Origin of the sequence: Microbulbifer jejuensis (assembly GCF_047289955.1) — a bacterium.
Taxonomy (GTDB): domain Bacteria; phylum Pseudomonadota; class Gammaproteobacteria; order Pseudomonadales; family Cellvibrionaceae; genus Microbulbifer.
This window is the reverse complement of record NZ_JBLBUB010000020.1, coordinates 18,963-40,738: the sequence shown is the minus strand read 5'-3', so window position 1 is coordinate 40,738 and position 21,776 is coordinate 18,963. Positions and strand designations below refer to the sequence as shown.

Genomic DNA, 21,776 nt, shown 5'->3' with positions numbered 1-21,776 from the left:
GTATAGTTCTATGCGGCCTTTTTATTGATATATTACAGCAGTAATGTTTGGGTGTGCGGTGGCAGAAATGCTCCACCATATTGAATAGGAATATACTGCGCTCGCACAGCGTATTGGATAGGTACATGGCTCCATAGGTTTACGTTTTATGGGCGCCGTAAGCCATTACTGTTTCCCCGATGACTCGTTCAAGAACTCTGATATCTTCCCACACTATTCTCCAGAATTACTTCCATACCGCCACAGGATACTGATTCTTTGCATTATGGGTGTCCGTTAGAACGGCAGCAAAAATAGTTGTGAAACCCTCGCCACTGGTTCTGTGTGACCGCTGAGACACCTTGGGGATGGTCTCTCTATAGCGCGGGGAAGTACCACTTTTCTAGGTTAATCAACTGAGTGCCCATTGCGCTTTTTGATGGCACGTTCCAACATAGTGAACAGGTGGTCGAAATCCTCTTTAAGATGTTCATCACTCCATTCGTTTGCATGGAGTGGGTGATGAAAGCGAAATGTTGCAAAAAACAGAGAGCGGGCGGTTGCGGCACAATTATCGATTTCAAACGAACCGTCATCGCAGCCATCGGCCAGGATTCGTTCAACCTGTTTGATCATAATCTCAACATGCGCAAACACGATTTTTTTCGAAGTTTTATTTGCAAGTAATAAATAAGAAGCAAACAGCTCAGGGTCTTCATGCGCCTTGTGCTGTTTGATGGCCATCAATGTCTCAAACCACTCCCGCAAACGGTGCCTGGGACTGGAGGGTTTCCTGGCTATTGTGGCTAAGGGTGAAGTGACCCTCTCAAACCATCTTGTAGTAATGGCTTCATGGAGCGCGGCCTTAGTGTCGAAATGCCGATAGACGGTTCCATGGCTGACGCCAAGTGCGCGCGCGACATCCACTACTGTCGTTTTCCGCGGGCCAAACCGGCGCAATACATCCTCAGCGGCGTCCAGTATCTGTTCATTAGTAAGCATCTTATCGAGTTACCCTTGTCGGGCTTGACTTTCATTGGAATGACAATTATTGTAAATTGTCATTCCAATGTCAATCAGAGCAGTCAACCTGTGATTTCAGCGGAAACGAGTAAATTTTATGTCTTTTGAGCTGAACCCCACTATACCGCGATCCGGTCGGATTAGCCGTATTCTGGCTGGTACGCTTGGCCAGAAAAGGAAAAACCGAATCTGTCCCGCCCACCCCCGCCTCGATGGCAAGAGGGCCTTGGTCACCGGAGGAGCTGCTGGAGTCGGGGAATTTGTTTCACGTGGACTGATGGAGCGCGGAGCCCAGGTCACAACCATGGCCAGGGGCTTGTCCCATGGCAGTGGTTTTCTGCCGGGAGCAGACACTCTGATGGTGGACTTGGGTGATCCGTTATCCATCGTTTCCGCTATCGATTGTTTGGGTGAGACGCCATTTGATTTAGTGATTTGTAATGCTGGACTGCTGCCGAAAAAAGCGGAAAAAACGGTAATGGAACTCGAAAAGACTTTTGCCGTGAACGTTCTTGGTCATCATATTCTCTATCGGCTTTTGATCGAGAGGAACCTGTTGACCCGGAACGCGCGAATTGTAATGACGACAGGTGATATTTACATTTTGGCAAAAGCGTGTTCAGCAGATATTCCCTACGATTCGGCTAATAAGGTATACGCCCGCAGTAAGCTGGGAAATCTCTGGCAGGTGGCCGAGCTTAAAAGACGCTATCCCAATCTGCACCCAATTGCAGTCCACCCCGGTGTGGTTGCAAGTGGATTTATTGGCTCAAAAACCGGTTTTTTTGCCTGGTTGAGAAGCGTTCAGTTGATCTCCGAAGAAGCTGGCGCCCAAGCTTCGTTGATAGGTGCAACGCAAGATCTCCCTCCTGGTGCCTATTGGCACAACACCATGGGTGTTGTTGCTTTACAAGCCGGTGATCCCGCCCTCGACTCCAATGGGGCTTCTTGTCTTTGGGGCCAGTTGGAAAGTCTTGCTGCTCCGTTACTTAAATAGCATGGGCGGGTTGTTTTTACAAAACTATATCGAAATGGGTGTCGCCAGGATGAGGAAATTAATGGTTCTTTTTATCGGCACTTTACTGGCTGCGTGCACGGCAAGCAAAGTGGATGTAAGGCAAAAATCAGCAAATTTCAACGATGGGGTATTTAGTAATACCAATCCGGTCAAAACCAAGTCTTTCTGGGAAATTGTATGGAGTGGGCTTACCACCGAGGCCGAGACGGAGCGTGCTGAGTGGCCGGACTGGGTGGAAACAGAGATGGATACTGCCCCGCTTGAGCGGGTTCAGGGTAACGATGTACGCATCACCTTCGTGAATCATGCTACCTTTCTGATTCAGGTGGGCGGACTCAATATCCTGACTGACCCGGTATTTTCGGAGCGCACCAGCCCCGTCTCGTTTATCGGACCGAAGCGGGTACATAATCCGGGCATTACCATTGACAATTTGCCCAGGGTCGACGCCATTCTGATCAGCCATGATCATTATGATCACCTGGACTTGAATTCTATCAGTACGCTGATCGAACGGGACAATCCACACCTCTATATGGGACTTGGTGTGGGGCGCCGCTTGCCGGTCTCTGAAAAAGTCATCGAGCTGGACTGGTGGGACAATATTCAGGTTGCCGACAACTTCCAGCTCTGGTTCCTGGATGTCCAGCACTTCTCTGGCCGTTCACTGACGGACAGAAACTCTACGCTTTGGGGTGGCTTCCTTTTAGAGGTTGGTGGTAAGAAAATTTACTTTGGTGGAGATAGTGGCTACGCGGATCATTATGTGCGCACTTATGAGCGCTTTGGACCTATAGATGTCGCTTTGCTTCCGATCGGCGCCTATGCACCCAGAAATTTATTCAAACCAGTTCACCTGGACCCGTTTGAAGCCGTCCAGGCGCATATTGACCTAAAGGCCAACCTATCGATAGGCATGCATTATGGCACTTTCCAACTGAGTGCAGAAGCGCGTAAAGAACCCGTTGAACTTCTTGAGCAGGCTAAACGCGAGGCGGGCCTTACTCCCACCGCCTTTATAACGCTTGAGATTGGGCAACCATTCCAGTTGCCCAATCTCGCCGCCTCAGGCACACAACCTACACATTGAATATCAGATACTGGTGCTGTATGCAGTCTTTTAATGACTTTTGGTGGGGGATGGAATTTGTCTCAGAAACAGCATTGCTCAACAAATGCAGTCATTAATTGTTCAGTGGTAATAGAAAAAATGACATGAAAAATGGGTTGCCCAGGCAGATCCATAACTGGATGTGCAACAAAAGTCTCAATTTCGAAAAGGGATTTACGAAATCAACGCGGTATATTGATGTATTGATCGTTGGATGACCAGAACACCGGAGGTTTCAGGAGAACCTGATGAGTATTAGAAACACTGCCAGTAATTATGGTGCAATCGCCAAGTGGTTGCACTGGGTAACGGCTGTACTTTTTCTCGCATCCTATGTCAGTGTTTATTATCGACATTGGTTTACGCAGGAAGAGACCCCTGAAAATTGGGTTGCTCTCCAGATGCATTTGTCCATAGGGGTTACGATTGCTGTCGTTGTAGCGCTTAGAATTCTCTGGCGTATTGGCAGCCAAATACCAGATCCAGAGCCTGGAACGAGATTAGAGCATGTGCTTGCACATACAGGGCACTATATCTTATATGCCATCATGATACTCTTGCCAATTACCGGGTATATGGGTACTTCTGTAAATACAGAGTATTTTTTCCTTTTTGATATCCCTAAATTCGAAAACACAGGCCTATACCAGTTCTTAATTGCGGATGGACTGGGCATTTCCTTCGAGGAATTCGAAAAGCCAATAGATTTTGTCCACAAAAACCTGCTGGGAGCATGGCTGGCATGGATCTTGATATTGGGGCATATCGCAGCGGCGTTATACCACCACCTCATCAGGAATGACAGAACGCTGCAAAAAATGACAACAAAAGGCAGTATCCAGACTGTTAATGCAGCGGGTAAGGCTCAGATGCAGTTGGACAACAGAGAGATAATTTAATGGGCACTGCAGGTAGGTTTTCCGTGGATGCAAATCTCCCCCCTAGGTGAGATTTCGGTTGTCCAGAGGTTATGCAGGCTGTCAGTTTTGAACTACAGCGCCATAGATCACAGTGAGTGCGCACTGACATTGACCGGATGGGTTTAGAAGAGTTGTTAAAAGCCCTTTTGAGGAAGGTCTCCTGTTCAAAATCGATATTGGGTTACAGGTCCACTTCCCGTTCGTTCAGAGAGGGGAGTTGATAGGCCCACAGATCTATTCGGGCGAGCAGGTCTTCCCGGAATACTCTCTGTTCAGAATTCTGTGTTATTTCTTTATTATGTGCAAAAAACAGATGATTTACTACCAGGTCGGAAGGAAAGAGTACCCCCTCCTGCTTGACTAGTATGACCAAGCCTACCTTCGTTATGGATGTCACTGTCAAGGCGCTGCGAGAGGACAAAGATTTTAATGGTAAAGACTGATAGGTTTCACCAACGACCTGTCGCGCAAGCTCCCCCGCTTTGTGGACACCCGGCATCTCTGCCTCAGGCCGGTGTGCCGGTGCCACTGCGGGCGATCAGTTCGAGGCCGGGGTGATCGCACCAGTAACCATCGACGCCGGGGGGCAGTAGTTGCGGGTGCAGATCGCCGCGTCGGGCGCGGTCGAAAGCGTCAATCACCTGCTCCATCTGTTGCCATTGCGGTGACAGCCGCAGGATGTCAATGCCCCGTTCACACAGCTGCGGGAAGTGGTGCAGCAGATTGAGCGGCTTTCCGGACAGCGTCTGTATACCGTTGATCACAAACAGCGCCTCGCCCTCCTGGGATTCCAGTGGCAGGCCGTGCGGGTATTCCATGCAGCGGTAGGCACAGTTATCCTTGTCGAGGCCGAGGTGGCGGGCAGTAAAGCAGCGCGCAGAATAAGCCAGTGGCATATGGCCGTAAGCAAACAGCTCGACTTCAGGTTTCTTTTCGCAGGCGTTGAGCACCGCTGCCAGTTGTCGCGAACTCATTTCCACCGGCACCGTCCAGCGCACCATACCGAGTGACATTAGATACGCCAGTGTGTGCTGATTGTAGATATTGACAGCCGGGCCGCAGGCAAACGGCAGGCGTGCCTCCGACAACAGCTGTACCGCCGACATATCATTGGCCTCAACCAACAGCTTGCTGTTACTGCAGATTTTTCGCACCCAACTGAGGTCGGCATTGGATTCCAGTAATGTCAGTGTCGACAGAACTATTTGCTTGTCGGAAACCTCTGCCAGCATCTGTGCCAGCTCCAGCCAGTCCGGTGCCCGCAACGCGTGTCTCTTGCCGCACACCACTTCTCCCAGGTAAATACTATCCAGCGGCGTGGAAAGCATGGTTTCATAAAAGTGATTGATGTCGGTGCGTTGCCAATAGTATTGCACTGGTCCCAGAGCGAGCCGCATTGTGTATTCTCTATTGCCAGGGGCGGTCATAAGCGCCCAGTGTTGTTTGCTTGCCTTCGGAATTTTTCGCCAGCGTCTTGCGCCAGCGGTCATTTACCGAAAAATCCGCACCAGGCTCTAGCACTGCATCGATTGCCTCTCGCCAGGTACGCACCACCTGTGCCACATAAGCGGGGCTGCGCTGTCTGCCTTCAAGCTTAATGGCCTGAATACCGGCCGCTTTAAGCTCTGGTAGTAGTGCCATGCTGTTCAGGCTTGTCGGTTCTTCGAGCGCGTGCTGGCGTTTGCCATCCACAATAAAACGACCCTTGCACAGGGTGGGATAGCCGGCGTTTTCATGTTCCGCAAAGTGGTCGATCAAGACGCCGTTCAATCGCGTCTCCAATCCACTCGCGGTGTTTCGCCACTCCACCGCCCTGGCTGGGGAACAGACGCCGTTCTGATTGGGCGACTCGCCGGTAACATAGGAGCTCAGGTGACAACGCCCCTCGGCCATGATGCAGAGGCTGCCGAAGCCGAAGACTTCCAGCTCCACACGACTTGCAGCTGCCAGTTGCTGTACCTGCTTGAGGGACAACACTCTCGGTAATACCGCACGACGGACACCGAATTGCTGTCGATAAAACTCCAGTGCCGGTCCACTGGTGGCAGAGGCCTGCACAGACAGGTGCAGGGCCAGATTGGGGTGCTTCTCGCGCGCATAACAGATCAGGCCGATATCCGCCAAAATGACCGCGTCGGCACTGAGACCGGCTGCGCGATCAACGGCGGCCTGCCAGCGCGCGAAGCTGTCCGGTTTTGCATAGGTATTGATGGCCACAAACAGTTTTTTGCCGCGAGCGCGTATACGCTCCAGGGCGCGCAGCGCATTTTTGTCGTTGAAGTTGAGGCCACCAAAATTGCGCGCATTGGTTGCATCGCTAAAGCCGATATAAACCGCGTCTGCTCCATGATCGAGTGCGGCTTCCAGGGCCGGAAGGCTTCCGGCGGGACATACCAATTCCACAGTGATTCCTTGCTAATTCGCAACAATCGCTGCCAGTTCGGCAGCAGTCATTTCCAGCCAGCGCTGGGCCCATTGCGGTATACGGCTTCGATCAAGCGCATCCAGACGGTTTTTCACCGTGAGCCCGATTTCGGTCTGTCCGCCGAGGCATAACCTGCGCTGAAAAAACAGCGTGTCCGGGTCCTCTTTGCCACTGGCAATGGCGAGAAAGTCGCAGATACTGGCAGAGATGGTCGAGTCGGCCGGTGCACCCGTAGGTGCGCGCACGAAATAGGCATCGCGCTTGGAGATACGAAGGCATACGCCCAAATCCGTCACCGAGACCTCCAGGACTTTGCTGTCGAGGAAATCAAACAGTCCGTCCTGCAGCTCTTCTGACAGCCGCTGATTGAGCAGCTTGATAAAGACAATTTCGCCCGGCCAGTTGGGCAACAGTGGCAGTAGGTTGCAGCCGAACCGGTAGCCTATGCGGGCAATCGATCTTCTGACAAGCAATAGTCCCCCTCCCTATCCGCAATAATGGTGACAGCCCGGCTCCAGCCTCGGCGAAGCGTGTGGCGTGGTCCGGGAAGCGTTCCGGGCACTTGTAACCCTGATCCGTCTTGCCATTTTCAAAGGCGGCAGGGTTTTATACAGGTGCGCTCTCTGCAGTCGCTTCTGCCCTATGGCAAGGCGCTACTAATACCTGTAAATATCCGGCAATGCAGATGACTCACTGCCCCTTAAGTGCGGCCAGCCGCGGGGTGACCACCGTCTGGTAGATACGCTCTACCTCTTCCGCTGCCGGATACGCATGCATTTTTTTTCGAACCCCCTCCCGGGACAGGTCCACATGCACCTCCGGTTCAATCCCATGGCGCCGAAGGCAATTGGCCGCACAGTGCAGCGGACAGCCATCCAGGACTATTTTCCGGCGAGTGGACTTGGCAATTTTTACCAGCGCTTCCACATCGCCGCCCACACCGGCAACACAGGACATTTCTGCCTGTTTGTTATGATCGAGCCGCACGGCCAGTGCGTTCGCTAACTGCGCGGCACTGGAACAACCGGAGCACGCATAAACCAGCGGCAGCGCCCGGTAACCCGTTTTGTTATTCACTGACGATTGTCCTCTTTTTTTTGCTGCAGCCGACGGAGTAACCCCTTCAACAATCTTTTGGGTAAGCCTGATCCATAGCGATTCCCGAGCGGTGAGCGACCTGCAGGTGTGATAGCGGATCGAGACTCTGCTGCGGACATCAGTTTTCCTCTCGTGGTGATCGTCTCTCGAGGTGCTGCATTGGGTGTGGGAAACCGCTGACGCAGTGACCAGGGGCCATCGAAAAATCGTTAGAGCCCCGGTGGAACCGGGGAATATAAAAGGGACTGTCGGGGGGAACACCTGACCAGAGTGGGTAGATCGGAAGAGGCTACCCCGGAAGAGGTAGAAAATAGCCGTGGCAGAGACGGCTTGGTGACACCCAAACCGAATACTAACGGGGGCTCTGGGGTACCCACAGAAAAGCGCACAAATTTTGTGTGAAAATCACAATCTTTGTGGGTACTACTAAATACATGGAGGTGTGCGTAAAAAAACTTCAGCATCCAGACAGCTCAATAAGCAGTGGGCGGGCGATGCCGAACCAACTCAGCCAGCCCATTGTCTGCTGCAATCCACTGACCCGAACAGGGAGGTTCGGACTATAACTCCAGCAGTGAAAAGCTGAAGTTATTAGCAAAGGATTGCCCATATGCACTGCAAACCCGGCGCAGTGCACAGGCTTCCCCCTGCAGGGTTGGAGATTCGAGGGGCCCTCAGCACCGTTATACGCCCGCTATCGGCACAGCGCGCGTTTTGCTACGGAATACTCTGGGCCTGGAGTGGGGGAAAAGACTCCGTTGGCCCCTGTGCAATGTCGGGCAGGATTACAGAAAAAAAGCAGCCGCCAGTGGCCCTTGCACAGGGTAAATACAGTGATTTCAACCAGGAGTTACTGACAGCAGCGGGGAATGATCAACCCCAAGCGCTCATTTTTCCCAAGGAGATGTCCTTCCCTGGACAGGGAAATGCGCAATCCGGTGCAAACTCAGTCGAGCTCCCCGGCTTCGCACTGTCTCCAGTCACCAAAGGTACCATCATCTGCACCTACCCAGTTTTCATAAATAAAACTGAGTTCGGGCAGCTCCTTAATATTGAAGGAAAAATGAAATCCCTCCGCTTTGTCATCGGTGCGGATACAGGGCACTGCGGGTAACCAGGTGCGGAAATTGAGAGACGCCCCTTTCTTGATCACCTGGCCTTCTGCAAGCCCTTCAAACCAGGGCGTCAGGCTGGCCAGGCCACCGTTGATATGGCGTATTTGAACATTCTCGATGGTGTAATCCGCATCCACAGCAGTCATAGACCACTGGATAGATTGCTCTTCAGTGGCAGAGAGGTCCCAACGGAGTCCGGAGGGGGTGGCATAGGGCGGAATATTTTCATATGGCATCGGCCGCCACAAACTCCCTCTGCTGGAAATACTCCGCAGACGTACGCCCCTGGCCTGGCTCAGTGGTTCCACCTGTACCACAAAATCATATTCCGGTGCATCGTCAATAAGATCCGTGGCGTAGTAACGGAAGGTATAGGTACCCGGTTTGGTAAATACAAGACCGTAGGCATCCTCACAATCCTCTGAATTCGGGTCACTTGTAAATTCTCCACCATCCGGTGCACTGACCAGTTCCTCATGGGTGAACACCTCATCGCCATCGGGGTCAACCACCACAGGGCGGTGCAACAGCGACATACACGGCAGTATTTGAAAATAGTCCTCTCCCGGTGACAGTCTTCCCCAGTTGCGCGCCCAGACTACAGAGCGGATTTCCGGTACGGCATTGGAAACCTTGGCAAGCCCGTCATCCTGGGAGTAGGTCCTTGCATACAGGCCCCGGTTATCACTCACGATCAGGCGGGCAGTATAGGAGCCCGGCAGGTCAGTGACCACTTTGGCACGGCGGTACTCCTGGCTTTCCGGCTCAATGACAGCCTCGATCACGGCCTTACTGCCATCCGGTCTGTCGACCAGTTCCCAGTGAAAGTCCATGGGATCGTCGTTGGGGTCGCTGCTGGAAGCATCGAAAATCAGGGCGTCACCCACCAATACCGATTTGGATTGTGCCTCGACACCCCGGGTATGGGGATGGCCATTGACATTGCCCACCTTGGCCTGCAGGGTGGCTTCGGTGGTTATTGCATTGACGCCATCGGAAATGGTCATTTGTACGCGGTAGCTACCCGCCACATCCAGGACCTGGATTTTTTTGCCCATGGGTTTCCAGGAGCCAATATCCTGCAATTCTGCCGTACTGCCGCTTGGCTTTTCCACCAGCACAGCCTCGATAATTTGCAGCGCCTCCCCTTCGGGATCGTAGCCGACAAAGTTAAACTCGGCACGTTCCCCTACCTCTTGCTCACCGATACTGTAAGAGGGGAAATACCCGGTTGCTTCCAACGCCCCGATTGGGGCCTTGTTGTCCTCCGCTTCCGGGTCCCTTTCAACCACAACCGTCACCTCCCGCTGTGCACTTTTTCTGGCGCCGTCAAAAACGAACAGGATCAGGTTATAGGTGCCGGCGGCAATCGGGGTAAATGTCAGGGTGGAGCTGGTTGTGCCTGTGAGATCAGGCAGCGGCACACCATCCGGATCAACCGGGCTGGATGTCCATCTCCAGCGGTATTGCAACGGTTTGCCCTCTGGATCGTAACTTTCATCGGCATTCAGCACTACCTGTTCACCCAGAATAACGCTGGCATCTTCGGCAATTGCAACCGGGGGGGCATCGCCAGAGGACACGGTAACAAGGACCTCAGCCGGTGCACTTGTGATTCCGTTAAAGGTCACAACCAGCTGCAGTTTATATTCGCCTTTGACATCCAGGTGCAGGGTCGCCCTGCTCCGGTCGCTGTTGGAGAGATAAGCGGCACTTTCGGCGGGTTTCTCTATCAGAACCCAGAGGTATGCCAGGTCTCCGCTCTCCCCGGTGGGCGGTGTACTGAAGCTGCCATCCAGGCCGAGGCTGTCTGTGCCCAAAGCGACACTGTGCACCGGCTCGGTGATCGCCACCGGAAAAGGACTGGTGGCGGTGAGCGTTAAACGGGAAGCAACACTGGACGCAGTGCCGTCATCCACGATCAGGCTGACAACATAGTCGCCCGGTAAATCGGCAGTGAATCCTGTGTGTGCATCATCGGCACTGCTCAGCGCGGCCTCGCTCAGTGCCGGGCGTTCAATCAGCTCCCAGCGATAGCGCAGGGTTGCATTGCGCGGGCTGCTGCTGTCGGTGCCGTTTAAGTTAACTGTCACGTCGCCATCCTTTAGGGAAAACGTATTGTCGACAGGCGCCAGCAGGCTAATGCTGGCGGTGGGTTTTTCCGGTGCGCTATCTGCGTCACTGCCGCCACCCGAACCACCACTACAGGCAGCGAGCAGGAAGGACAGATACAGTAAGACCAGTAAGCCCATTGAGCTTTTCATCGGTGTGACTCCCTCGTTGAATATCGCAATCAATTAGTATTGATAGGTAAAGCTGAGTTTGGCGGTGCGTCCTGGAGCGGGTACCAGCCCAAGGCTCAGGGCATCCAGGTAATATTGATCGGTGATATTGTCGACCGTGAAATCCATCGACAAATTGTCGTTGAGTGCCAGGCTGGTGTAGATATCCACCAGGTTGTAGCTGTGCCACAGTACCGGCTTGTTGAATCCGGTGGGGGCGTTGTAGCGGGGAATGGAATTGCGCTCACCCATAAAGGTGCCTCGCAGTCCCATTTTCAATCGTTTTTGCAGCAGGCGTACCCCCAAATGCGCACTGGCATGCCAGTTGGGTGGTATCATGTTATTGATGTAACTTTGCGGTATGCCCCAATCGGTACAGTAATATCGAACATAGCTGCCCACATTGCAGACCTCTATATGCTCGTAGCGGGTACCGCTTATTTCAGCAATCCAGTATCGGGTTTCATAGCCAAGATTCAGCTCCCAACCCTCAAGATCCAGGCTATCGATATTGCGCAGGCGGAAGAAATCCAGACCATCCTGTTCCTGTTCCCAGGCGTTGGGCTGGGTGCGGGTAAGATAGTCATCCACGTGATTATCAAAATAGGCAAGCTTGAAACGCAGCTGATGTGCGCTGTGGAATACATCCTTATTCAGGTAATTCATGCCCAGCTCGTTATTGGTGGCGTGCTCCGGGTTTAGGGGAATATCCAGTGCGGGGCTCACCGACCAGCCGGAGGTATTTTCGAACAGGCTGGGCATACGCAGGGCTTGCGCATGGCGGGCATAAAATTGCAAACCCTGAACGGGTTCCCAGGTCAGGGCTATGACAGGCGCGTTACCGGCATGCTGGTTGCTGTAGTGCACCGGCAGGCAGCCACCCTGCCCATCTGCGGTACAGGCCGGATCATTGCGGTCCAAAGGCAGTGGATTATTGTCTTTTGAATGAAAGCGGGTATGGCGAATGCCCGCTGCCAGGGTCCATTGAAGCCAGGGGCGCCATTCCACCGCGGTAAATGCACTGAATTCCCTGCGCCAGCCGCTGCGGGAGCCCAGGTAGAATCCCTCAGTGGCCGGGGTATCCGTATCCATCTCCTCCCACTGTCCTGAAACGCCATACTCCAGTTTCAGTTCACCCAATGGATAAAAGCGCATACTGTTGGCGATATCCACGCCCCAGCGCTGGTAGTCGTCGGTACGGGCAGTATTGTTCTCCAGGTCGATAGAACCCACACCCGGAGTGTTTAGGTTGGTTGTGGCATCGGTGTGCCAAGCATTGGCCCGCAGGTCGGCCCAGTCATAGGCTACTGGCTGCCAGTGGTAGCGCGCGGTATAGGTGTGGTTGACCACTGCACTATCGAGCCACTGTCTCGCCTGCCCGAATGCAATGATCTGGGAGGGCATCATTTCCCCATAGGTACTGTCGTAGCGGATATAGCCCAGTTCGAGGCTCTGGTCACCGGGCAGTGCCAACTCGCTTTTTAGCAACCAGGAATCACTGGAGTAGTGGGTATTGGGGATCTGCTCCCCGGCACGAAAGGGGGAAGCCCCCTCAAGCGTAACCGGTGTTTCTGTATACCAGGCCAGTTTTTCCGGTTTGCCGATGAGGATCTCCGGCACCGGTCCCTCAGTACCGGCATAATAATTACCCTGCTCGCGCCGGGCGTGGGCCAGGACCAAATCGCCCCAGTCAAAGCGCCGGGCTCCGGCAATACTGGCTGCATAGCCTTCAAAATCCAGCAGGTTCGGCCTGTCCATGCCATGTTCGGGGGCAAAGCGATCGGGCATCAAATAGTTGTCGGTACAGTAGATGGAAAAGCGGCAATCGGAGCGATAGGCGTTGCGCGGCAGATAATAGCCGGCATAGGTGCCGGCTTCCGGTGCAGCGGAGTTATTGCCGATACCACTGACACGCAGGCGCAGCCCAGACAGCGCTGACGGTTTCACAATATCCTCGGCGCGCAGGGTGTTTACACTGACAACGCCGCCCGTGGCCCCGGTGCCCTCCGCTGTTATCACAGGGCCCTTGTCGATGCGCAGTGTGCTAATCAGGTCCGGATCAATATAGCTGCGGCTGGAAATACCGGCATAACCGCGATAAATCGTTGTCTCCTGGCGACTGCCATCAATCAACACCGGTACCCGACCCTGTCCCTGCATACCGCGAATATTTATATCGAGACCACCGGAATTGCGGTTTTCACTAATCAGGACACCCGGCGTACTCTGGAAAATATCTCCGACACTGGTACCGCGAAAACGCTCGATATCCCCTTGGTTGATAATATTGACCGAGCCGGCTTCGCGGTAGGCCTGGTCTTTACTCTTGTCGCTGCGGCTCTGCACCTGAATGCTGTCCAGCACCATCAGGTCTTGTTGCGCAATGTTTTCTAACAACCAGGCGCCGCTGCCCACAGGTACGGCGCGCAGAGGGGTGCCGCGCAACAAGGTGCGCAGGGCCTCCTCGGCGCTGTAGCTGCCAAACAGTGCCGGCACTGAAATGCCCTCTACCAGGCGCTCATCAAAAGACAGGGTAATGCCCGCCTGGCGGGAGTACAGGTTGAGTACGTCACCCAAGTGGCCGGCGGGCAAGTTGAATGCAATCAATGGTGCAGGACTGCGTTCTGCCTGGGCCACACCGGTTACAGGAAATAAAACCAAGAACAAGACAAACAGGGCCGGTAGAAAATATTTCTCGGTGCTGGGCTGCATGGGACAAGCTTTCTCTTTTCAAGCATTTACCTGTAGATCGAATAAAATGAAAAAAACCGTAATCACAATAAGAATTACTATATTTTTTTGCTCGATAGTGACGAAGACTCTGGAAGCAAGCTATTTGCAGAGAGTTGTCAGTCGCCCATGGATAAAAATGCAGCGAGCCAAGTCGCACACTGGAGTCTTGCTGCACACAATAAGGGCGATTGAACAGGGAGTTTCATCAGCCTGGCTGGATTAAGATTGTATTAAATGGGTCATTACAAAGAGCACTGTCACAACGCAGCACGGGTTGTTCAACAATCGACCCGGGGCCGGCGCGAACTTTATAAATAGGGGTAATTCCGTCCTGATCAAAGAGATTGCAGAAAGGGACAACCAGAAATACCGAACATGGCCATGGGCTTTTTTGAGCCGACGGGTCGAAGCCAAATTGCCCCTGTGCTGCAGGGTGGGAAAACGGTACCGGCAGTCAAACCGGTGAGTGCTCGTTTTCTCTTAGATAACTTATTGAGTGTTACCAGGCACAAGTGGGTTACAGTATTTTTTAAATAATTTGTGAGTGGGTATGAAAGAAAAATGCCTAACCCGGTTATTGTATTGTTGCCCACCAGGGGGTCAAATAACGCACCTCGCCGCCGGCAGAACGCGCCAGGGTTTTGAGGGTCAAGTCCAGTTGCTGCAACTGGAATACCCCGGATATCCGCTGGGTTTCAAGCCTGGGATCACAACGTAAAAACCCCCGAAAATAACGTGACAGCTCCTGCAGAAATTCCCCCAGAGGCATGCTGCGAACAGAGAGCATACCATCCACCCAGCCACTGTAATCAAACATGCGACTGTCCAGCACTTGCACGTCTCTATCGGTAATTCGAAAGGCCTCCCCCGCGTTGACTTGCATGGGTGAGGCCCCATGGCGCGGCCGCATTTCCACTTGACCCTGCACCACTTGCAGCAACGTATAGTGGTCGCCATCTCGCACAAAAAAGCGCGAATCGCGGGCAGTGAACAGACTGCCGGCCACGGAAACGTGCAGGGGGCGCGGATCGGGTGCGCCGGCCAGGTGTATCTCCCCGCTGTACAGCCGGACCCGGCGCCTTGCCCCACTGAAATCCAGTTCAATGGCGCTGCCAGAATTCAGCCAGATTTGGCTATTGTCCTGTAATGTGTAGTGGCGCGGCTGCCCCTGGGCAGAGTAATCTGCCTTGAGGTGATGAAAGACACCCTGGTGATGCCCGATCCAGCCGGCGGCAAGCATACCCAGGCTGGTGCCACCGACCGCTTTTAGCATCCGGCGGCGACTGATCTTGCGCATGTCCTTATCGGTTTTTATCAAAGTGGCAGAGGCGAGTCCGGGGGCCTCGCGATTGAGCTTGTGAAATGCCGATTCCATTGCCTCAAGGCGTTGCCAGATACGTTCGTGCTCGGGGTTTGCGGCACGCCATGCCCGCCACGCGATCTGTTCCGACTCCTCAACTTCCCCGGAGGCCAGTCGGATACGCCATCGAATCGCATCACCCACAATCGCGTCGGGGAACGGGGCAGGTTCAGATTCCGTTACGGATGTCATGTCAGCGCAATACCATTATCAAAAAATCACTGTTCACCGGGACAGCATTCGCGCTTGATCAGCGCTGGAATGGTGTCTGTGAAGTCGCCCTTTTAGCGTTGTTGTCCTTCCGGGGTTGGCACCTGGCGGCAGGGGGTTGCAACCCCCGGTTCTATGACCGGATCAATAGCGGTCCCCATAGGTGGCGGCATAGCATTTGAGCATTGCCTTGGCGATGTATTTTTCCACCGATGACAGGCTCAGTCCCTGACTTTCCGCGACCTGTCTATAGGTCATACCATCCAGCCGCGCCATTAAAAATACCGTTTTTTCAAGTGGTCGCAGGCCGCTTAACAACTGGTCAATGTGCTCCAGCAGACCGAGCAGCTCCCATTTGTCTTCCGGTGACGGGTATGTCGCTTCGGGCAGGTTCTCCAGCACAGCGAGATAGTTTCTTTCCAACACCTGGCGGCGAATCTGGTCAATCAGCAGGTTGCCGGCCACCTTGGTCAACCAAGCTCTCGGGCTGCGAATGGCCTCGGGCAGCCTGGGGCGATCCAGCAGCCGTACAAAAGTGTCCTGGGCCAGGTCCTGGGCATTATTCCCACCGGGGTTGCGGCGGGCTATCCAATGCACAAGCCACTCGTGATGCGACTGGTACAGTTCATTAAATCCCTTGGAGTGGGTATTGACGGCCAATGCGGGGACCTCACGCTGGATACTGCTGCAGGTGTAAAATATTTTGCAACTATAAATGATTAACATTCTCATTTAAAGAAAAGCTTTGTATACTCCCCTGCCTCCATCGAGATGGGTTAAGTGCAGTTTGGTCCGTCACCAGTTACAAACCCACCAGATAAATGTGAGGAAGCCCTGATGACCTTGCTGGGAGTTGCCTGTGACTGAACCCGCTGAAACCCTGTCTGACCCATTCCAGGTGCCGGCACTTTCCGCCTGCTTGAAAGCCGGCACACACTCGATCCATGAGCGCCTGGATACACGCATTATGTCGCTGTCGGTATTCTCCAGCCGCGAGCGCTATGCCCTGTTTGTGCGCACCCAGTCCCGTCTGCACCACGCTGTTGCCCGCTGGTTTGAAAATGCCCGGTTGCAAAACTGGCTGCCGGAGTTACCGCAAAGAAATCGCCTGTGGGCAGTGGTAGAAGATTGCCGGGATATCGGGTTGACACCCGAAGCCCTGTCAGAGGACAGGGAAGTGGCGGCACAAGTGCAGATTCTCGATATCTACAGCGCGCTGGGCTGGCTATATGTGGTTGAAGGGTCCAATCTGGGCGCTGCATTCCTGCTGAAACAGGTCAAAAAACTCGATCTGTCGGAGACGTTTGGTGCGCGCCACCTGGCCGCAAACGAAATGGGGCGGGGATTACACTGGCGCAAATTTAAAAATGCCCTCGACGCCCTTGAACTGGCCGGCGAGCAGCGGGAAGCCGCCCTGAAAGGCGCAATTGCCGCGTTTGCCTTTGCCCGACAGAACGTTGAGCAGCTGCTCGCATCCCCTGAAAATTAATTCAGCCAAGAGCTTGGCAGGAGTTGGCAATGGAGTTCCGGACCCTTTTGTTATGGTGTTTGCTGGGTGGCACTTTTGTGCAGTTGCCGGCCCTGGCGCAGGATAACCAGGCGGCAAATGCTGCGTATCAGTCCTCTGCCCCGGTTTCAGCCTCTTCCCCGCAAACCGAGGTGTTGGTGGGCGGGTCCTTCAATCAGGCCGCGGGCCGGGGCACAGAAACCATCGGTGATACGGCTTTCAGCGGCCACGACCTGTCACCCTGGGGCATGTACCAGGCAGCGGACATTGTGGTAAAGACGGTGATGATCGGTTTGTTGCTCGCGTCGGTTTTGACCTGGGCTGTGTGGTTGCTGAAAACGGTTCAGTTGCGTCTGGCCCGCCGCCGCGCCCAACGGCTGCTCACACAACTGGTGCAGAGTAACAGTTTCGCCAGGGCACACGATGGCCTTGAGGGACTGCCTGGCGATGCCTTGCTGCTGGCCGAGGCCTGCCGCCATGAACTGGAACTTTCCTGCGATGGCCCGACATCGGATGAGGGGTTGAAGGAAAGGGTGGTGGCCCGGCTTGAACGCGTGCAGGCTTCACTGGTGCGGCGTATGAGCCAGGGCACCGGTATGCTCGCCACCATCGGTTCCGTGGCGCCTTTTGTCGGTTTGTTTGGGACGGTCTGGGGCATTATGCACAGTTTTATCGGTATAGCCCAAACGCAAACCACGAACCTCGCCGTGGTTGCGCCGGGGATTGCGGAAGCGCTGCTGGCAACCGCAATCGGCTTGGTGGCAGCGATTCCCGCCGTGGTGATTTACAACTACTTTTCCCGAACTATCGGTAATTACCGCGCGGTACTTTCCGACATTGCCACGGCAATTCTGGTCTTGATCAGTCGCGATCTTGACCGCCACCACCCACAGGCCCGGCCAATGGATGATTTGATCACAGCCGGCAAACTGCATTCGGCGTCTCTGGCCCGGGGTACCCACTAATGGCGATGAACCTGCAAAAGGATCATGATGAGGCGCTGACGGAACAGCATGAAATTAATGTCACGCCCTTTATTGATGTCATGCTGGTTCTGTTGATTATTTTTATGGTGGCTGCGCCACTGGGGACGGTGAGTGTGCCTGTGGCGCTCCCCTCTGTCGAGGCGGCCTCACAACCCCGGGAGGATGATCCCCTGTATATCACTTTACAGAAGGATTTGACCCTGACCCTGGGGGAAAGCCAGCCGGTGACTCGCAATAACCTTGTCCAGCAGCTGAATGCCAAAGCCGCCGATACCGGGCAGCGCATCCTGTTGCGGGCGGATATCAAAGTGGAATACGGCGAAGTCATGGCCATCATGCGCCTGTTGGCGGCTGCCGGCTATCACAAAATTGCCCTTGTGGGGCGGGAGCAGCCGGCGGCAACCGCATTATGAGCCAGTTGGCAGGGCCCGGCCATGGATTCGCACAGCGCCAGCAATGGCCCTGGCTAGCAGCCATTGCCGGTGCCCTGGTGATGCACGCAGCTGCAGCGCTTTATTTCTTCCGACAACCGGACACACAGCGGGCGCTGCCTCCAGCGGCGCTGCCGCAGCTTGTTGACATCAGCCTGGTGGCCGCACCGGTGGCTCCCCTCCAGCAGCTCCCGGTTGGTCCCCAGCAGCAGGAGTCCTCACCCGCGCCCCGGCAGCACAACACGCCACAACAACCGGAACCTGATCCGCTGCCGGAACCCCTGCCGGAAAGTGTCTCCGAAGTTGCCATCCGGACTGCCCAGAAAAAGGCGCAGCGCGAACCCCGGCAGCAGGTACCGCAACAGCCAGTTGCGAAGTCGCAGGAAACCCGGCGGGAGGACGCCACTGGTGAAGCCAGCGGAGACCGTTATGTAGAGGAAGCCAGCGCGCCTGTGACTGCCCGGACCCGGGATGCCGAAGTGGCTTCAGCCCCCACAGAAGGCGCACTGAATGAACGGCAACTAGAGGCCAGACTGACCTGGCAAAACCGGCTGCAGGTGCACCTTGAGCGCAGGAAGCGTTACCCGCGCAGGGCCCGGGTCCGCCGCCAGCAGGGCACGCCCTGGGTGCGCTTTACCATGGACCGCCAGGGGAAGGTACTGGCGGTCAAACTGCACCGCGCCAGCGGTGTGGCCACGCTCGACCGTGAAGTGGTTGCCCTGGTGCGTCGCGCTGAGCCCTTGCCCAGGCCACCGGAAGAGGTTGTTGGAGACCCGCTCACGATGGTTGTGCCAGTCGATTTCTTTATACGCTGAACCACAGGGTTCACTGCGATTGCAATTCCGGCAACTATAAAATGCTACAGTAGCGGATCTGTGTACGAATCTTCTCGAGGCACTCAATGAAAGAAACCACCGAGGAAGGCCTGCCGAAGTATGCAGTCAATTTGGCCCCGGGCTGGCTGCGTTGGTTGTGGGGTGGACTCGCCTGCTTTTTTATTGCCCTCGGGGTCATTGGGGCCATTCTGCCCGGGCTGCCATCGGCAGTGTTTATTGTACTTGGCGCCTGGGCAGCCTCCCGCTGCTCCCGGCGCCTGCACCAGTGGATTGAAGAGCATCACCTGTTTGGACATTGCCTGGAGATCTGGCGCAGCGGTTACATCAGTCGTCGCACCAAACTGGTTGCCAGTGTGACCATGGCGTTGTCCCTGGCCATTGCCGTGCACCATGTCAACAACGGGTACCTCCTGGTATTCACCATCGCTGGCCTCGGTTGCGGCGCCATTTGGATATGGTCCCGCCCGGAGCCGAAGGGGGCACGCGGCCATCGGCATTCGGTTAAAAGCTAGCCCTTGCCTCGATACGGATATCGCGCCCCGGCTCCGGCACGCCGGCAAAGCCCCCATAGGTGAAACTGGTCTGGTCGATATAAAATTCATCGGTCAGGTTTCTGGCCACCAGTGCCACTGAAAATGTGCCATTGTCCGATGACCAATCGATTCTTGTGTCGTGAACCACATACCCTGCTTTTGGCGTGATCCCCTCTGGCAGCCGGGTCAAATCCTCCACCGCAGTCATTATGTAGCCCAGGCGGAATCCTTTTCCCAATTCGACTTCATTGTTCCAACGCAGCCGGTCACCGCGTGCCGCTGCCAGGCTGCGGACTTCGAGAACCGGAGTGCCATCGGGATCATTCAGCGCAACCAGGCTCAATGCCAGCGTCGATCTCAGTCTGGAACCCATCCACCCGATCGTCGCGGAAACCCCCTGCGATGTATAATCACCGGATGCGTTGAAGACCTGGCGAAAAGGGGCACCCCTGGCACCACCCTCAAAAACCACCACATCGCGCAGGTGCACCTCAAACCCTTCAACCTCCACAAACAGCTGGCCGTCCTGGGAAAATGGCGCATCCCAGGTAAAATTTGCCCCTAGGGAAGCCTGCCTGGCCTGCTCAGGCCGCAGCCCCTTGTGTGGAAAAATCGTTTTCCCGGAAGTGCGCCCCGCGCGACTGGCCGGGAGTGTGTTGGTCGCCCGATAAGCCAGGCCATAGCCGGCGAACAACGCCAACTGAGGGGTCAATGCGAAGGTGCCCCGAAGTGAGGGCGACAACTGAATATGATCGAAGCTTTTTTCGTCATAGTCTGTTTGCAAATACTCCGCCCTCAGACCGGAATTAAGCTGTAGGCTGCCCAGATCGAAATTGACATCGGCAAACAGCCCTGCTGTTACGGCATCGTTCTCATTGTCTGAACCCTGGTATTCGGTTTTGTACTGTTCAAGCCGCCCGTCAATACCGGTTGTGATCACTGTATGGATATCACCAATACTGCGATCAAAAGTCAGTGTAAATCGGCCACCGTATCGCATCTGCGTGTGTGCATCCCCATGGTCTTTATCAGCAAGGGTGGAATCCGCAGCGTAAATGAGCGCATAGGGCGAGCCCGGACCTGAACCCTGATAGCGTGCGGACAGCGATAATTCCTCCAGCGATTGCCGAACCGGGCCACCACCGGCACGGCCCTGTGAATACTGGCGCTCATAAAATTCTGTTGGTAGATCACCGGCTCCGTAGGGGAGCAGCCCGGCATTTTTTCCATACAATGCAGAGACATCAAATGTGTGATCAGCGCTCGGCTGGAATTGTACTTTCATATACCCCGAAGTATTCTCGGAGGCGGAAAGGGACACGGTGTTGCCCTTGCCATCTTTGTAATCATCAAAGTCCTGATAGGATGCAAACGCCACCGCGGATACGGTATCACTCAGTCGATAGGCGGTTGTCGCTGAGCTGCCCAGGGCATCGTTTGTGCTAGCGCCTGAAAAACTAACCCCGAAAAGCCCCGGTTTTTCTTCGGACAGCAAGTCGTCCAGGGAAACAGAGCGGATTTCCAGGGCGCCCCCCAGGGCTGCCGGTCCATCACCGGCTGCAACAGGCGCCGTTTTGACGGTAACAGAATCAATCAGTGCTGGATCAATAATCGATACGGCACCACGGTGCTGGAACAGGTCTCCGGCGCTCGGCACCCCGTCAAATGTCACCGCAAGTGTCGTTGCTTCGAGTCCGCGTAAATAGTATCTGGTTGCATTCGGCCTCGGCCCGCCGACATCCACTTCCGGAGAGAGCTTGAGCACATCGGTCAAACCCTGCGGCGCTACCGAGAGGATGGCATCGTTTTCCAACCTGTCTGGTGCATGGGTATGTTGACTGCCCTGGACGATGATGATTTCCATATTGTTCAAGCGGTCATCCCCCCTGGCAGACGCGCTCTGTGCAATGGTTTCGGTAGCTGCCGTTGTGCCGCAAATCAGCAGTGCCTGATACAAAGCACAACGACGAAAACGGTTTTTCTCCATGCCCCCCTCTCAACTACTTGGATGATAATGATTACTATTATCGGAAATGCTATTGAAAAGAAAACAGCGGATCAATTCGTATTCCCTGAGGTGGGACCTCCAGATAACAGAGGGCAAACGCACCAGATAATCTCTGGGAACCTGGGCTGGGCAATGCGGGCTTGGAAAGTGCAACCTGCAGTTTTCAAGAAACGCTTTTGGCTAAAAATATAACTGCGCTAA

At 54.6% G+C, this 21,776-nt stretch carries 18 protein-coding genes; 8 read left to right on the top strand and 10 right to left on the bottom strand.

Annotated elements, in window-relative coordinates:
• Nucleotides 1–387 precede the first annotated feature (387 nt).
• Nucleotides 388–981, bottom strand: coding sequence for a TetR family transcriptional regulator (locus tag ACL7TT_RS13755; RefSeq protein WP_413396182.1), 594 nt, complete (start codon nt 979–981; stop codon nt 388–390).
• 118 nt (nt 982–1,099) lie between these two features.
• On the opposite strand from ACL7TT_RS13755, the gene ACL7TT_RS13750 reads away from it, so the two are divergent.
• From ACL7TT_RS13750 to ACL7TT_RS13740, 3 genes are all read left to right on the top strand, one after another.
• The gene (locus tag ACL7TT_RS13750; RefSeq protein ID WP_413396180.1) at nt 1,100–1,999 is read left to right on the top strand and encodes an SDR family NAD(P)-dependent oxidoreductase; all 900 of its coding nucleotides are present in this window, start codon (nt 1,100–1,102) and stop codon (nt 1,997–1,999) included.
• Nucleotides 2,000–2,048: 49 nt separating this feature from the next.
• Nucleotides 2,049–3,110, top strand: coding sequence for an MBL fold metallo-hydrolase (locus ACL7TT_RS13745; protein WP_413396178.1), 1,062 nt, complete (start codon nt 2,049–2,051; stop codon nt 3,108–3,110).
• Nucleotides 3,111–3,379: 269 nt separating this feature from the next.
• Nucleotides 3,380–4,030 carry a cytochrome b gene (locus ACL7TT_RS13740; protein ID WP_413396176.1) on the top strand — a complete coding sequence of 217 codons (651 nt, stop codon included), beginning with the start codon at nt 3,380–3,382 and terminating at the stop codon, nt 4,028–4,030.
• A 527-nt stretch (nt 4,031–4,557) separates the two neighbouring features.
• Here the strand turns inward: ACL7TT_RS13740 and ACL7TT_RS13735 are convergent.
• The 8 genes from ACL7TT_RS13735 to ACL7TT_RS13700 form a co-directional block, all read right to left on the bottom strand.
• The gene (locus tag ACL7TT_RS13735; RefSeq protein WP_413396174.1) at nt 4,558–5,448 is read right to left on the bottom strand and encodes a U32 family peptidase; all 891 of its coding nucleotides are present in this window, start codon (nt 5,446–5,448) and stop codon (nt 4,558–4,560) included.
• Between the two features lie 10 nt (nt 5,449–5,458).
• Nucleotides 5,459–6,454 (bottom strand): ubiquinone anaerobic biosynthesis protein UbiU, encoded by a 996-nt coding sequence (gene ubiU, locus ACL7TT_RS13730; RefSeq protein WP_413396172.1) that lies wholly within the window; start codon nt 6,452–6,454, stop codon nt 5,459–5,461.
• Nucleotides 6,455–6,466: 12 nt separating this feature from the next.
• Nucleotides 6,467–6,949 (bottom strand): ubiquinone anaerobic biosynthesis accessory factor UbiT, encoded by a 483-nt coding sequence (gene ubiT, locus ACL7TT_RS13725; protein WP_413396170.1) that lies wholly within the window; start codon nt 6,947–6,949, stop codon nt 6,467–6,469.
• Between the two features lie 217 nt (nt 6,950–7,166).
• The gene (locus ACL7TT_RS13720) at nt 7,167–7,553 is read right to left on the bottom strand and encodes a putative zinc-binding protein (protein ID WP_413396168.1); all 387 of its coding nucleotides are present in this window, start codon (nt 7,551–7,553) and stop codon (nt 7,167–7,169) included.
• A gap of 967 nt (nt 7,554–8,520) precedes the next feature.
• On the bottom strand, nt 8,521–10,953 hold the full coding sequence (locus ACL7TT_RS13715) for a PKD domain-containing protein (RefSeq protein WP_413396166.1): 2,433 nt from the start codon (nt 10,951–10,953) through the stop codon (nt 8,521–8,523).
• A gap of 33 nt (nt 10,954–10,986) precedes the next feature.
• Nucleotides 10,987–13,683, bottom strand: a complete 2,697-nt coding sequence (locus tag ACL7TT_RS13710) for a TonB-dependent receptor (RefSeq protein WP_413396164.1) — start codon at nt 13,681–13,683, stop codon at nt 10,987–10,989.
• Between the two features lie 595 nt (nt 13,684–14,278).
• On the bottom strand, nt 14,279–15,256 hold the full coding sequence (locus ACL7TT_RS13705) for a FecR domain-containing protein (RefSeq protein WP_413396162.1): 978 nt from the start codon (nt 15,254–15,256) through the stop codon (nt 14,279–14,281).
• Nucleotides 15,257–15,418: 162 nt separating this feature from the next.
• Nucleotides 15,419–15,934 (bottom strand): sigma-70 family RNA polymerase sigma factor, encoded by a 516-nt coding sequence (locus ACL7TT_RS13700; RefSeq protein ID WP_413396160.1) that lies wholly within the window; start codon nt 15,932–15,934, stop codon nt 15,419–15,421.
• A gap of 199 nt (nt 15,935–16,133) precedes the next feature.
• On the opposite strand from ACL7TT_RS13700, the gene ACL7TT_RS13695 reads away from it, so the two are divergent.
• The 5 genes from ACL7TT_RS13695 (at nt 16,134) to ACL7TT_RS13675 (ending at nt 19,546) form a co-directional block, all read left to right on the top strand.
• Nucleotides 16,134–16,763, top strand: coding sequence for a biliverdin-producing heme oxygenase (locus tag ACL7TT_RS13695; RefSeq protein ID WP_413396158.1), 630 nt, complete (start codon nt 16,134–16,136; stop codon nt 16,761–16,763).
• Nucleotides 16,764–16,792: 29 nt separating this feature from the next.
• Nucleotides 16,793–17,746: a tonB-system energizer ExbB gene (gene exbB / locus ACL7TT_RS13690; RefSeq protein WP_413396156.1), complete on the top strand. Its 954-nt coding sequence runs from the start codon at nt 16,793–16,795 to the stop codon at nt 17,744–17,746.
• Nucleotides 17,746–18,180: a biopolymer transporter ExbD gene (locus tag ACL7TT_RS13685; RefSeq protein ID WP_413396154.1), complete on the top strand. Its 435-nt coding sequence runs from the start codon at nt 17,746–17,748 to the stop codon at nt 18,178–18,180. Before exbB ends, ACL7TT_RS13685 begins: the two co-directional genes overlap by 1 nt.
• Nucleotides 18,177–19,013 (top strand): energy transducer TonB family protein, encoded by an 837-nt coding sequence (locus ACL7TT_RS13680; RefSeq protein WP_413396152.1) that lies wholly within the window; start codon nt 18,177–18,179, stop codon nt 19,011–19,013. The genes ACL7TT_RS13685 and ACL7TT_RS13680 overlap by 4 nt, the downstream gene beginning before the upstream one ends.
• Before the next feature lie 86 nt (nt 19,014–19,099).
• Nucleotides 19,100–19,546, top strand: a complete 447-nt coding sequence (locus ACL7TT_RS13675) for a YbaN family protein (protein ID WP_413396150.1) — start codon at nt 19,100–19,102, stop codon at nt 19,544–19,546.
• Here the strand turns inward: ACL7TT_RS13675 and ACL7TT_RS13670 are convergent.
• Nucleotides 19,536–21,554, bottom strand: a complete 2,019-nt coding sequence (locus ACL7TT_RS13670) for a TonB-dependent receptor (RefSeq protein ID WP_413396148.1) — start codon at nt 21,552–21,554, stop codon at nt 19,536–19,538. The genes ACL7TT_RS13675 and ACL7TT_RS13670 overlap by 11 nt on opposite strands.
• Nucleotides 21,555–21,776: the final 222 nt, after the last annotated feature.

What these genes read in the sequence shown, in the direction of transcription:
- ACL7TT_RS13755 (WP_413396182.1), bottom strand. Translation starts at nt 981, where the DNA reads ATGCTTACTAATGAACAGATACTGGACGCCGCTGAGGATGTATTGCGC.
- ACL7TT_RS13750 (WP_413396180.1), top strand. Translation starts at nt 1,100, where the DNA reads ATGTCTTTTGAGCTGAACCCCACTATACCGCGATCCGGTCGGATTAGC.
- ACL7TT_RS13745 (WP_413396178.1), top strand. Translation starts at nt 2,049, where the DNA reads ATGAGGAAATTAATGGTTCTTTTTATCGGCACTTTACTGGCTGCGTGC.
- ACL7TT_RS13740 (WP_413396176.1), top strand. Translation starts at nt 3,380, where the DNA reads ATGAGTATTAGAAACACTGCCAGTAATTATGGTGCAATCGCCAAGTGG.
- ACL7TT_RS13735 (WP_413396174.1), bottom strand. Translation starts at nt 5,448, where the DNA reads ATGCGGCTCGCTCTGGGACCAGTGCAATACTATTGGCAACGCACCGAC.
- ACL7TT_RS13715 (WP_413396166.1), bottom strand. Translation starts at nt 10,953, where the DNA reads ATGAAAAGCTCAATGGGCTTACTGGTCTTACTGTATCTGTCCTTCCTG.
- ACL7TT_RS13710 (WP_413396164.1), bottom strand. Translation starts at nt 13,683, where the DNA reads ATGCAGCCCAGCACCGAGAAATATTTTCTACCGGCCCTGTTTGTCTTG.
- ACL7TT_RS13705 (WP_413396162.1), bottom strand. Translation starts at nt 15,256, where the DNA reads ATGACATCCGTAACGGAATCTGAACCTGCCCCGTTCCCCGACGCGATT.
- exbB (WP_413396156.1), top strand. Translation starts at nt 16,793, where the DNA reads ATGGAGTTCCGGACCCTTTTGTTATGGTGTTTGCTGGGTGGCACTTTT.
- ACL7TT_RS13685 (WP_413396154.1), top strand. Translation starts at nt 17,746, where the DNA reads ATGGCGATGAACCTGCAAAAGGATCATGATGAGGCGCTGACGGAACAG.
- ACL7TT_RS13680 (WP_413396152.1), top strand. Translation starts at nt 18,177, where the DNA reads ATGAGCCAGTTGGCAGGGCCCGGCCATGGATTCGCACAGCGCCAGCAA.
- ACL7TT_RS13675 (WP_413396150.1), top strand. Translation starts at nt 19,100, where the DNA reads ATGAAAGAAACCACCGAGGAAGGCCTGCCGAAGTATGCAGTCAATTTG.
- ACL7TT_RS13670 (WP_413396148.1), bottom strand. Translation starts at nt 21,554, where the DNA reads ATGGAGAAAAACCGTTTTCGTCGTTGTGCTTTGTATCAGGCACTGCTG.